Below are 12,272 nucleotides of genomic sequence, written 5' to 3'. Positions count from 1 at the left end.
TTTTCTTCCTTACAGCGGGGGAATATCATGAAGGCTTTCCGGCAGATTCTTACCGTCGGTACTTATTATACCTATAGCCGGTATACCAAGTTTAAGTAAAGGATTGGTTTTTAGGGGTTTTATATGTACCGCAAACACTCTTTGGATACGATCGCTTCTGACACTAACCTCTTTTGGAGTAAATTCCGCTTTTTGTGCCACTCTTACCACTTTTGCCTCGATAGGCATATCCGGATGGCTGTCAAGAAATATAACCGCTTTATCGCCTACTTTTATCTTACCGTTTTCAAGAGTATCTATAAATATTTTCAGATATAGACTCTTGGGCGAAACAAGTGTGGCTACACTCATTCCTGCTCCCAAAACCTCTCCTTCATTTGCTGTTTTCGCTGTTATAAATCCTTCAGTCGGCGATATGATAGTCATTTCCGAAATCATTGCTTCCAGCTCTTTTTTGCCGGCTTTCAATGCATCTATATTTTTTTCAAGTGCCTCTATGGCTTTTTGAAGCGCATCGATTTTTAAAAGCTGTGCCCGTGCATTTTTCAGGTCGTTTTCGGCGATTTTTACAGCATCTTTTGCCTGGCTAAGTTTCTCTTTCAATGCATCAAGTTTTTTTGAATCGGTCGTAAGTCTCAGTTTTGCAAGTTCCAGTTTTCTGCTTTCTACCAGATTTTGTCTGAAAAGATTTCTCTGTCTCTCATAATCTTTTCTATCCTGGTCTATAACGGCTTTAAGGCTTTGAATGGTTCTGTTTATCTCTTCAAGTTGATGTAGTCTTGTCTGAAGTGCCAGTTTTGCTTTTTTAACAGTAAGGGGAATGGTTTTTTTGGCAATTTCGAGTTCAGTGACTTTGGCTTCTTTCTCTTTTTGGGCAGCTTCAATTTGATTGGATAGAGCCTCTTTTTTCGCTTCTATCTCATCACTTTTTAAAACAGCTATAATCTCTCCTTTTTTGACTTTTACACCTTCTTCGATTTTAATACTCTCAATTCGTCCGGGATATTTTGTATTGAGATTTATAAGATCACCGTCCATTCTTCCGGTTCCGGCTATCAGGTTTGGCGGTAGAGTTTTTGGATTGAGCTTTATATATATAAAATATGCTGAAGCGGTAAGCAGAAGAGCAAACAAAGATATGGAGAGATATTTTTTGGCATTCATAGCCTGTCCCTTTATGATTTTTTGAGTATACCCTCTATAAAGATGCGATAGGCTTCCTCTGTTTTTTCTTCCAGATTACCGTCATAATCGAGCCAGAATTCTATATAACCGAAAGTGAAAGAGTTGAAAACATATGCGGTTTCCAGAAAATTTTTCGATTTCAAAGCGTTTTTTTTATTCAGATTTTCAAACTCCCTGGCCAAAAACTCCAATATAATCTGTGCCGGATTCCCTTTTTTTCTGTTCAGTTTGTAAAAAAAGAGTGGATCGCCTGCAATAGGGTCCTGGATGATTTTTGGTTTTTTGGAGAAAGTTTCGAACTTCAGTTTTATGAAAATTTTCAGCTTCTCTTCCGGACTTTTGGCATTTTCGCATTTTTTTAAAAGATTTTGGTAAAAAATATTGATTTGACGCAAAATATATTCGTAAAAAAGATTCTCTTTAGAGCCGAAAAGCTGATACAAAGCTCCTACAGAGATTTTGCATTTTTTGGCAAGGTCCTGCATTTTTAAGGCTTCAAATCCAACTTCTTCGAAATAGGAAGTTGCTTCTTCCAAAACCAGCTCTTTTTTCAGTTCTTTGACTCTGCTTTTAATCTTCTCTTTCATATCGCCTCTTTGAACCTTTTTTCATAATTGTAGAACAGTTTTTCTTAAATAAGAATGAGTTAATAAAAAAATGAATATAATTCACTGATTACGGTTGGATTTTTGCCGATGATCGGTAACTTAATAATTAAAAAGAGGGTTAAATGAAAAAAGCTGGTTCTGTTTTGATAATTTTTTTAATATTTATATTTGCGTATCTGGCATACGACTATATCAGTTACAGAAGCAAAAATGCCGTCAGTGATGCAGCTTTTGTAAAAACTGACTCGTTGACTTTTCTCTCGTTCAAAGTAGGCGGCAAGATTGCAGATATGAAAAAAAAAGAGGGAGACAGAGTTAAAAAGGGTGATCTTTTGGCCTGTATTGATGATAAAGATTTTTTGGTTGCTAAAGAGAAAATAGAGTCTTATATCAAAGAGCTTGATGAAAATATCGAAGCTTTAAAGATTAAAAAAGAGAAGATTGCCAGATCAGTATCCATCACTTCCGAGATAGCAAAAAATGAGATATCAGTGTTTAAAAAGAAGATAGAAGCATTAAGGCTGTCCATTGAAGCAAATGAGATGAAACTTTCAAAACTTTCAAAAGATGAAAAAAGATATGAAAATATGTTGAAAGAGGATTTGATATCCAAAAGCAGCTTTGAAAATATAAAAACAAAAAAAGAGTCCCTGTTAAAACTGACAGAGTCTCAAAAGCAAAACCTTAAGGCAAATATACAGTCTCTTTTGAGTGTCAGGAAAAAATATGAGCTCTCTTTGGTGGAAAGAAAAAGTATTGAAGAGCTTCAAAAAAAGATAGAGGCTCTTTTGCAAAAAAGAGAGGCTCTTGAAAAAGAGCTCCAAGATATAGAAAACAAGATAGGTTATTGCAAACTGTATGCTCCGTATAAGGGCATAATTGCAAAAAAATTTACAAACATAAAAACTGTAGTAAAAAAAGGAGCACCTGTATATGCAATCGTCGATCCTGATGATCTTCACGTTGAGGTGCTTTTGTCTGAAAAGAAACTCAAAGGTGTGAAGCCGGGATGCAGTGCTGTAATAGAACCCGATGCCATCAAAGAGAGAAAATTCAAAGGAGTGGTAACAAAAATTCTTCCCGCTTCCGCATCCACTTTTAGCCTTGTTCCAAGAGACATAGCAAGCGGTGAGTTTACAAAGCTCGATCAGAGGTTTGTTGTAAGGATAGAACTTGAAGATAAAGAGGGGCTTAGAGTAGGGATGGGGGCTACTGTAGCTATAAAAAGAGAGAACTAATATTGGATATTGGAGAGAAGATGGAGCAAAAGCTCAAAAATCGGGAAATTTATATCTATTTGCCTGAAGATTTAAAATTTTTGGCAGGAAAACAGAATGCCCAATGAGCAGTGTCCAATATCTAAAAATACTGCTCCGCAGCCTTGGGATATAACAAGCAAAGAACGCGCCATTTTTTCAATCATCGTTATGGTAGGTGCGTTTATGGCCATACTCGATACTACCGTGGTAGATGTTATAGTTCCAAAGCTTACGGGTCCTCTGGCTACAGATATGTACGGGGTGCAGTGGATAATAACAAGCTATATGATAGCGGCGGCCATCGGACTTTTGGTCTGCGAATATCTTATAAAGAGGTTTGGGGCAAAAAGCATATATCTTTTCGGAGTTGCACTCTTTTCTTTTGCATCTTTTTTATGTGGAATTTCTAATGATCTTGGATTTATCATATTTGCAAGGACTCTTCAGGGGGTAGGAGAAGCTTTGATAATGGTAACGAGTCATATCATGATATTTTCCTATTTCCCTCCTAACAAACAGGGGCTTGCAATGGGGATATTTGCTCTTGGTGTGAGCTTTGCGCCGGCTCTTGGTCCTACAGTTGGCGGATATCTCACCGAATATTACAACTGGAGAATGGTCTTTTTTATAAATGTTCCAATAGGCATATTTTTGGTAGTTGCCGGAATTGTTTTTTTGCCAAAAGAGAGATTTTTCGAAAAGCTTAAATTCAATTTTGTCAGTTTTTTTCTAATATCTTTCGCAACAGTGAGCCTTTTGATAATGTTAAGCCGGGGACAGGTTTTGGGGTGGTTCAGCTCAAATCTCATCGGTATTTTGATGTTTGCATCCATTATTGGTTATCTTCTTTATGCACTCAGCGAAATAAATTCGAAATATAAACTCATCGATTTTTCTCTTTTTAAAAATCCGGATTTTCTAAATGGAATACTTATATATTTTTTTATTCTGGGTTTCAGCATGTATCAGTATTTCTATCTGCTGCCGGTATATTATGAGCATATAAAAACACTGCCTACTCTTGATGCGGGGATTGCTGTTTTTGCATTTGCCGTTTTCATTGGAATTTTCTCACCGATAGCCGGGATAATGAGTGATAAAATAGGCGCAAAATATACAGTCGCTATCGCCGCGTTTATATATATTCTTACTTCTGTTTTCCTGCTGCCGCATCTGAACTATTATACTCCGATGACAAAGGCGATACTTTTGACAATTCCTTTCGGTATAGGAATGGGGATGTTTTTTGCTCCCACAACTGTTTTGCTTTTGCAAAGTGTGCCGAAACACAAAGGCGAGCTTGCCATAGTATTGATGGATTATTTTCGTTTTGTGGGAGGAAGTTTCGGAACGGCTCTTGCGACAAACAATATGGAGTTTTTCAAAAATATGCATTTTCAGAATATGAACGAACTGCAAAATATAGAGTATGTAAGCGGTTTTTTGGAACAATTAAAAGAGAAGCTGGGGATTAGTATGGAACAGGCAAAGGTGCTTTTTGGAAACTATGAGGCGTTTATGAGCTATAACTACGGATTTTATAACACTTTTATGCATGCGGCATACTGGGGGTTACTCGGATTTGTTTTCGTTGTGGCACTTTTTGTTTTCAGACCAAAAAATCCTATAAAGGTACAGAGATGAAAAAAACGGTTTTTATGCTTTTGCCGATAATTCTGTTTGGCGGAAGTTTTGAGGATATCGCAAAAAGAGTTGATGAAAATCTACTGCTCAAATCCAAACAGCAGCAGGTAGCTGCTATGAAAAAGATGGTTGAAGTTGCCAAATCGAAAAATTTTCCGACTGTTGATGCATCTTTGCAATATATACGGCTGAAAGATACGCCTACAACCTCTCTTCATCTGCCTCTTCCGGGTATGCCTCCTTCGATACCTATGGGTACAAAAGACAATTTTGAAGGGCAGATAGGTTTTAGTTATCCGATTTTTACCGGTTTTGCCATCACAAGAGCAATAGAAAAATCTAAACTTGAATATATAAAAGCAAGACTCGAATTAAAAGACCTCAAAAGAAATCTTTATATTAAGCTAACAGATATCTATGCTGCCGTTTACAGCCTTAATGAAAACATCAAGGCTCTAAAAGAGGGATTGAAAGCCGCGAAAGATGCATATAAAAAAGCGAAGGGTTTTTATGATCAGGGTCTGCTTGCGGCGGCTGATCTTTATAACATTGAAGCAAAAATCTACGAGATAAGAGCCGACATTGAGAATATCAAATCCCAGAAAACAGAATTTATAAATATGCTCGAGTATATAACAGGAATAAAAAAAGATGCGGATAATTTGCCCCAAATAACAGTTTCTGCAGATAAGAGAGCACTGTTTAAAGAGGCGCTTTCAAAAAGAGAAGATATTCTAGCATTAAAAAAAGAGCTTGAGATCAGTCAGAAAGATATTGAGCTTGCAGCAAGCGGATACTATCCCAAAATTGTTGCTCTTGGAGCACTGAAGAGACAGGGTAACACTGTAGCTCTCGACGGAAACGGGTTTACAAATGCAGATCAAAGCTTTATAGGCGCGGTTATAAAATGGAATATTTTCGACGGATATGCCACGACAAGGTCAAAAGAGGCGGCATCTGCAAAAAAATTGGCAGCAGCTTATTTTTACAGCGATTATGTAAAAAAGGTTGAAACTGAAATAGAAAACAGTATAGTTCGGATAGAATCCCTGAGCGCCACAAAAGAGGCAGCAGTCAAACAGTTAAGGGCACAAAAAGAGTATTACAGACTGACGAAAGGAAAGTTTAACAACCAGCTTGCAAGCGCAGATGAGCTCAGCCGTTCTATTGCAGCTTTATCTGAAGCAAAAGCGAGACTAAAAACAGTCGAGTCTATGCTGTTTCGGCAAAAATGCAGACTCTTGTTACAGATATCTATGAAAAAGTTTGAAGAGGCGGTATTTAGATGAAACTTTTTAAGATTGCTCTATTGATAATTTTTGTCATTTTGGCTGAAGCATCTCAGGAAAGTATTTCAAAAATTGCTCTGGAATGGGAAAAAAGAGCCCAAAAAGGGGATGTGGAGGCTATGAAAATTACGGCCGCTTTTTATGAGAAGGGTGCCGGATTTAAAAAAGATATAAAAAAGGCTTTTTATTACTACAAAAAAGCGGCAATGAAAGGAGATGTAGAAGCTGCTGTGAAAGTAGGACTGATGTATCTTGAAGGCGAGGGGGTTGAAAAAGATGAAAAGCTGGCCATTAAATGGTTAAGCCACAAAAATAGCGAAAACTTTCACAGTAAGCCAGAGAGAAAAAATGAAGATATTCAGACAATGTTTCATACTCTTATAAAAAAGTATGAAGACAATACGACGAAATCTGTACTAAAGAGAGTCTTCTCTGAAAAACTCGGCATAATTCCATACAAAGAGAACTATTTTATGCCTTTTACCTACGATTTTACAAAAAAGAGTGACAGAAATCGTAAAGAGGCAAAATTTCAGATAAGTTTTTTAAAGCCTCTTGCGTCGAATCTTTTAGGATATGATGAGATATACGCTTTTGGATATACTCAACAGTCAAACTGGCAGATATATTCGGCATCGTCTCCCTTTAGAGAAACAAACTACGAACCGGAACTCTTTGTAATGGTACCTACACCCGGAATGAAGAGAATTCCAATGATAGGGTATAAAGTAGGTTTCAACCATCAGTCAAACGGTCAGCCGGTGCAGTTTTCAAGATCTTGGAACAGAATTTTTGCCGAAGGATTGTTTCATTATAAAAACCTATTGTATGCGGTAAAAGTATGGTACAGAATTCCTGAAAGAGATAAAAGATTTCCAGGTGATCCGGGCGGTGATGATAATCCCGATATTGAGTCGTATCTCGGATACGGAGAGTTCAAAGCGGGGATTCCTCTCGGTAGACATTTTTTGAAACTCAAACTCAGAAACAACCTTCGCTTCAAAAACAACAGAGGATCTGTTCAGTTGGACTGGTCTTTTCCTTTTTTCCTTTTCAAAAGAACATTTGGCTATGTTCAGTATTTCAACGGATACGGTGAGAGCCTGATAGATTATAATAAAAATGTAAACAAGATAGGTTTTGGAATGATGTTTACAAGATAACGAAAATCAAAAAAACCGTTCCCACAACAATTCTATAAATACCGAAAGGTATAAATGTGTGTTTTTTTATAAAGTCAAGAAACCACTTAATTACAAAAAGCGCCACTATAAACGATGTTACAAAACCGGCTGTCAAAGCAGTAGCGTTTGAAAAATCAAATTCGCTGTGGTGTTTGTATATGTCATAAAATGTGGCGGCAAACATCGTAGGAACCGCAAGAAGAAAACTGAACTCCGCTGCGGCTTTTCTTTTAAGACCTATAAGAAGACCGCCTATTATAGTGGCGCCGCTTCTTGAAGTTCCCGGTACCATGGCCAGAGACTGAAAAAGTCCTATCAAAAATGCTTGCCTGTATGTGACATCTTCCGGGTTTTTTACGTGGTGTGTTTTTTCTTTATAAAAAAGCTCCACCAATATAAAAATTATGCCGCCAACGATAAGCATATATGCCACAGTAGAGGGTGCAAAAAGAGACTTTATGAGTTTATACAGCGTAAACCCCAAAACGGCTGTAGGCAAAAAAGCGACCAATAGTTTTTTCCATAATTCAACGTTTGTCAATAGCTTGTCACGAAAAGCGAAAACGACTGCCAGAATGGAACCAAGCTGAATAATCACTTCAAAACTTTTCAAAAAATCTGTCTGTTCTAGTCCCATCAGCTTTGCCGTTAGTATAAGATGTCCTGTGGATGAAACCGGCAAAAACTCTGTCAATCCCTCAACAAATCCGAAAACAATTGCCTGTATAATATCCATATCAGACCTTAAATAATCAGATGAAAACAAATGCAGGTATTGTACCTTATCGTATCAAAGATACTCTTGAAATCTTTTTGGTACCTATAGCGAATCTCAGGATAGTTTTTACTGAATTTTGTTAGATGGCTTGCCAAGATAGAAACCCTGCCCCTCTTGTATGCCAAGTTCCCTGATAATTTCCAGAATTCTTTTATTATGGACAAACTCTGCCACTGTTTTTATGTTTAACTCTTTTGCAAAAAGAGCGATCGATTTTGTGATACTGTAGGAAATTTTTGACTTGTCGATCTCTTGTATCAGGCTTCCGTCAAGTTTTAAAATATCTATAGGAAGAGTTTTAAAAATGGCAAAATTTGAAAATCCGCTGCCGAAATCATCGATAGCTATTCTTACATTAAAAGATTTAAGTCTGATAAGTCTTTCTCTGATGATATCTTCTTTTATATCTTCATTTTCCAAAAGTTCTATAACCAGCCAGTGAGAAAGAGCTTTATGTTTTTCTATCTCTTCAAGAATCATATTGTAGATGACATTATCGCTTATATCAGAAAAGCTGAGATTTACACTTATTGATACTCTCTTCTCTTTGATAGTATGAAAAACTGTGTTTAAAACTCTTTTGGTCAAAGCATAATATACATTTGTTTGAACAATATGTTCTAGAAACATACTGGGATATATAAGTTTGCCCTTTTTATCAATCATTCTGACAAGAGCTTCATACTTTACTATCCTGTTTTTGTTTATATCGAAAATCGGCTGGTAGTGGCAGAGTATTCTGTTTTCATCCAAAGCCTCTTGAACTTCCGAGATTTCAAATTGTCCGCATGTTGCCTCCTGTATCTCTCTTTGGGAATATAAAACTATTTTGTTTCTTCCCTCTTTTTTTGCTATATAAAGCATAGAGTCTGCAGCTTTTATAGCATTGTTTATGTTTTTGAATCGTTCAGGCTTTAAACATATTCCGATTGATAAAGTTATATTTATCTCGGCGTTGTTATATATAAATCTCGTATTTTCGATGGTTTGTTTGATTCTTTGGGCTATTTTCAGAGCGAACTCTTCTCTATCGTTTTGTTCTAAGAAAATCAGAAACTCTTCCCCTCCGAATCTGACAATCCTATCATCTTTTCTTACAAGCTGTTTGATAATATGTGCAACCTCTCTTAAAATAAAATCACCGGCCTTATGGCCGTAGTTGTCATTTACCTTTTTGAAGTGATCGATATCGATCATGAGAATATGATATTTAGACGGGTCTATGTTTTTTAAAAACTCTCTTAAATAGGTTCTGTTGTATAAAGATGTTAATGCATCTGTTATGCTCTCTTTTTTTGTAATGATATTCAAAACTGTCTGATAGAGCAGCAGTAAAACTAAAATGCCTATTGCTGCAAAAATATATGTAAAAATATTTTTTATAGGCTTTGTTGTATTGTAAATATTTTGCGGAAGATCGGTAGAAAAGTCTATAGCAATAACTGCTTCAACTTTATCGTTATAAATAAGAGGTTTCAGATATGTTATCCAAAGTCCTTCCAGGTTTTTATGAAGGATAATATTCTCTTTTTTTGTTTCGTATACCTTGTTCCATGCCGCTTTTTCAACATCGAGTTTTTGACCGAATTCTCCTCTGTCGCTTTTGCTTCCATCAAGCAGATAACGAAATCTCCCTTTTTTGTCTCTGTATAAAACATAAATATATTTATAAGATGAGTTGATCAAAATGGAAAGAGCGTCTTGGAGTCTTTCTCTCAACTCTTTGTCTTTTGAGAGGCTCTTAAAAGGATCTTTTCCTACATTCTGTTTTATAATCTCTTCTATATTGACCGCAAACTCTTCAGCCTGTTTTATAAAAAGTCTTTCAAGATTGTGTGAAAGAGCGTTTTCTACTTTTTGCGTAGCAAAGAAAAGGTAGACGATGGCTGCAAATATAAAAATTATAAGCAAAATACCGATTCTATTTATATGTCTCAAACACTATCCTCTATAAATTCTTCGAAAGTTTTTGGCAAATTTATATTGAGTTTTTGCAGGTTTTTTTTGATAAAAACTATATTGGGTCTTCCTTTCTGCCAGAAAAATCCGCCGATTGCCACATTCTGATATTTTTTTAAAAGAGCGTAGTTTCCTACGAAAATTATTACCTTATATGTATTGAGATTTGTTAAAGTTTTTGGATTGTGGACAAATAATATATCAGCTTTTTTTATATCATTGGTGATTTTAGTACCCTCTATTTTTTCATATATAACTTTTTTTTCGGGTTTGTCGGTCCAGACAATAATCGATTTTTTATCCGGAAATATTGCGCTTAATACCGTACGGTAAATTTTCTGTTCTATTTCTAATACTGATGCCGACAGACTTAGGACTGTAAAAAACAAAAGTACAATTTTTCTCAAAACAGATACTCCATATTTATCCAAAATTTTTTATCAAATACGGGAATTGCATATGGAAAATTTTTGTATACCTGTTTAAAACTGCTGTTAAAGATATTTTCGCCTCTGATTCCAATTGAAAGATTTGGCGAATAGTGATATTTGGCGGCAGCCGTCCAGTCGAATGTTTTATCCACTGAAATACCGTATGCTTCGTAACTGCTTTTATAGATAAGCTCGTTATAGAAGTCGAATTTGCCGTAACTGTTGAAAATTCTAAAGTTTATGCCATATTTGGGGCTGAGTTCAACTCCTTTGTTGTTTTCACCGGTAAAAAATTCAAGATAGAGTCTGTCGTTTCTATCGAAAAGATAGGCATACTTAAGCAGATAAAACTCTTTTCTTACTGTATCGGGGCTATTTATAAATCCGGAGTCCGAGAAGATCACATTATCTTTCAGTCTGTGTGCACTGGCTCTGAACTCCACCTCATATCCCTTTTTTTTATATCTGATGCTTGCCATATGTATATCTATTATCGGAAATCTCAGGTTTGGATTTATTTTGTATGGAATATCGTCTTTGTTATAGAGTTTGTAAAACTCTACCGGATAGTATGTTCTTGTTGAAAATGCTTTGAATTGAAAATTGCCGATATTTTTTATAAATCCCAGTCTTATGATATGATGGCTGTGCGATCTTACCTCTTTGTCATAAATGTAAAAGTCTTCTTTAATTGAACCGACAATCATCGTCTTTTCATCAAAACTGAAACTGTTTTCAGCATAAAGAGAGTATAAGTTCAAAGAGTTGGCGTAGTTTGTTGAAATTTGATCAAATTTACCTTCTGCTTTGAAACCTTTGTATTTATAAAAAGCGCCCAGAAGAAGCCGGTTTTTTTCAAAAAGGAGTCTCTTCTCCGCAATAACAGAAAATACGTCGTCTTTACAATGTGTGCTATAGTAGTCGACAATGCCGGCACTGCCAGCGTAAATGCCGTTTTCGTCCTGATATGTTCTATCATAATCAAGATTGTCATATTCAAGTTGCAGTTTGAAACTGTTTTTGAAATTTTTTGTTATATGGACATAACTCTGTTTTACATCCACTTTGCCGTCTGAAGGGGTATAGTTTGTGCCTATTCCCATAAAATTTTCATTTTCTTTGAAATAGTGCGCAAGTTCTATTCTCCAGTCGTTATATAAAATATCGGAATAAAAGTTATATCCTTTTTTGTCACTGCTTATTTCATACTCTTTGTGATCATATTTTTTTCTTTTTATGTTGTTTGTATTTACATAAAAGAAGTATGAAAATCCGTCCAGCGCTGTGTGGGCAAAATATGTATCGGCTTCAAAACTGCCTTTTTGGTCTTTAAGCACTCTTAATTTCCCGCCCTCTTCTCTTTCTGCTTTTTTAGTATAAACTTTGATAATTGCTGTGCCCGGTTCGTTGCTGAACTCCATGGATGACGCCGTTTTATAGACCTCTATATGGTCAATATACTCAACAGGCATATCGGACCATACCACCATGGCACTTCCAAATGATGTGGAAGTTACGTCATGGTCGTTTATGAACAGCCTTATCGCCGGCATAGGTATATAGCTTGAAGTCGGTTTTGAAAAGAGATAAAGATTGTTTGAAGTTCTGGTAAGCATCAGAACGGGGAGAGTTTTCAAAATATCCAATAAACTGCGAGCCTGCATCTTTTCCAGATCTTCTCTCGTATAGATATCTACAAAACCGGCAGATTCGATTTTGGTAATCTTGGATAGTTCAGATTCAATTCTGTATTCGTTTAAAAGTTTTGCCAGATCTTCTGAAAATCCATATGATATCAAGAGCAGAAAAAGGAAAAATTTTTTCAAATGCATCTATCTCCTTTTCAGGAACTAAAATCATTTAATATTTCTATATTATAATCTTATGCTTTATATAAGTCTTAATTCTAATAAATATAATTTCCGATAATTTAAA

The 12,272-nt window shown here is 35.9% G+C and carries 10 protein-coding genes; 4 read left to right on the top strand and 6 right to left on the bottom strand.

The window, feature by feature from the left end; genetic code table 11:
* Positions 1-9: 9 nt before the first annotated feature.
* Together EPR_RS08880 and EPR_RS08875 are read right to left on the bottom strand one after the other, a co-directional pair.
* The gene (locus EPR_RS08880) at positions 10-1,164 is read right to left on the bottom strand and encodes an HlyD family secretion protein (RefSeq protein ID WP_200762869.1); all 1,155 of its coding nucleotides are present in this window, start codon (positions 1,162-1,164) and stop codon (positions 10-12) included.
* An 11-nt stretch (positions 1,165-1,175) separates the two neighbouring features.
* Positions 1,176-1,772: a TetR/AcrR family transcriptional regulator gene (locus tag EPR_RS08875; protein ID WP_200762868.1), complete on the bottom strand. Its 597-nt coding sequence runs from the start codon at positions 1,770-1,772 to the stop codon at positions 1,176-1,178.
* Between the two features lie 143 nt (positions 1,773-1,915).
* Between EPR_RS08875 and EPR_RS08870 the strand changes: the two genes are divergently transcribed.
* The 4 genes from EPR_RS08870 to EPR_RS08855 all read left to right on the top strand — a co-directional run bounded on the left by EPR_RS08870 (position 1,916) and on the right by EPR_RS08855 (position 7,148).
* A complete protein-coding gene (locus EPR_RS08870) occupies positions 1,916-3,031 on the top strand; it encodes an HlyD family secretion protein (protein WP_200762867.1) in 1,116 nt (371 codons plus the stop codon).
* A gap of 96 nt (positions 3,032-3,127) precedes the next feature.
* Positions 3,128-4,696, top strand: a complete 1,569-nt coding sequence (locus EPR_RS08865) for a DHA2 family efflux MFS transporter permease subunit (RefSeq protein WP_200762866.1) — start codon at positions 3,128-3,130, stop codon at positions 4,694-4,696.
* On the top strand, positions 4,693-5,985 hold the full coding sequence (locus EPR_RS08860; protein WP_200762865.1) for a TolC family protein: 1,293 nt from the start codon (positions 4,693-4,695) through the stop codon (positions 5,983-5,985). The genes EPR_RS08865 and EPR_RS08860 overlap by 4 nt, the downstream gene beginning before the upstream one ends.
* On the top strand, positions 5,982-7,148 hold the full coding sequence (locus EPR_RS08855) for a phospholipase A (protein WP_200762864.1): 1,167 nt from the start codon (positions 5,982-5,984) through the stop codon (positions 7,146-7,148). Before EPR_RS08860 ends, EPR_RS08855 begins: the two co-directional genes overlap by 4 nt.
* Here the strand turns inward: EPR_RS08855 and EPR_RS08850 are convergent.
* From EPR_RS08850 to EPR_RS08835, 4 genes are all read right to left on the bottom strand, one after another.
* A complete protein-coding gene (locus EPR_RS08850; RefSeq protein WP_200762863.1) occupies positions 7,138-7,905 on the bottom strand; it encodes an undecaprenyl-diphosphate phosphatase in 768 nt (255 codons plus the stop codon). The two genes, EPR_RS08855 and EPR_RS08850, sit on opposite strands and share 11 nt — an antisense overlap.
* Positions 7,906-8,013: 108 nt before the next feature.
* Positions 8,014-9,885 (bottom strand): EAL domain-containing protein, encoded by a 1,872-nt coding sequence (locus EPR_RS08845; RefSeq protein ID WP_200762862.1) that lies wholly within the window; start codon positions 9,883-9,885, stop codon positions 8,014-8,016.
* Entirely contained in the window at positions 9,882-10,313 is a 432-nt protein-coding gene (locus EPR_RS08840) for a hypothetical protein (protein ID WP_200762861.1), read from the bottom strand. Before EPR_RS08840 ends, EPR_RS08845 begins: the two co-directional genes overlap by 4 nt.
* Positions 10,310-12,169 carry a TonB-dependent receptor plug domain-containing protein gene (locus EPR_RS08835; protein ID WP_200762860.1) on the bottom strand — a complete coding sequence of 620 codons (1,860 nt, stop codon included), beginning with the start codon at positions 12,167-12,169 and terminating at the stop codon, positions 10,310-10,312. Before EPR_RS08835 ends, EPR_RS08840 begins: the two co-directional genes overlap by 4 nt.
* Positions 12,170-12,272: the final 103 nt, after the last annotated feature.

The organism is Nitrosophilus alvini, assembly GCF_015100395.1.
In the GTDB taxonomy this organism is placed as follows: Bacteria; Campylobacterota; Campylobacteria; order Campylobacterales; family Nitratiruptoraceae; genus Nitrosophilus; species Nitrosophilus alvini.
This window is presented reverse-complemented; position numbering and strand designations above follow the sequence as displayed.

Excerpts from the sequence above, each read along its gene's own strand:
- EPR_RS08880 (WP_200762869.1), bottom strand. The coding sequence starts at position 1,164 with ATGAATGCCAAAAAATATCTCTCCATATCTTTGTTTGCTCTTCTGCTT.
- EPR_RS08875 (WP_200762868.1), bottom strand. The coding sequence starts at position 1,772 with ATGAAAGAGAAGATTAAAAGCAGAGTCAAAGAACTGAAAAAAGAGCTG.
- EPR_RS08870 (WP_200762867.1), top strand. The coding sequence starts at position 1,916 with ATGAAAAAAGCTGGTTCTGTTTTGATAATTTTTTTAATATTTATATTT.
- EPR_RS08865 (WP_200762866.1), top strand. The coding sequence starts at position 3,128 with ATGCCCAATGAGCAGTGTCCAATATCTAAAAATACTGCTCCGCAGCCT.
- EPR_RS08860 (WP_200762865.1), top strand. The coding sequence starts at position 4,693 with ATGAAAAAAACGGTTTTTATGCTTTTGCCGATAATTCTGTTTGGCGGA.
- EPR_RS08855 (WP_200762864.1), top strand. The coding sequence starts at position 5,982 with ATGAAACTTTTTAAGATTGCTCTATTGATAATTTTTGTCATTTTGGCT.
- EPR_RS08850 (WP_200762863.1), bottom strand. The coding sequence starts at position 7,905 with ATGGATATTATACAGGCAATTGTTTTCGGATTTGTTGAGGGATTGACA.
- EPR_RS08835 (WP_200762860.1), bottom strand. The coding sequence starts at position 12,169 with ATGCATTTGAAAAAATTTTTCCTTTTTCTGCTCTTGATATCATATGGA.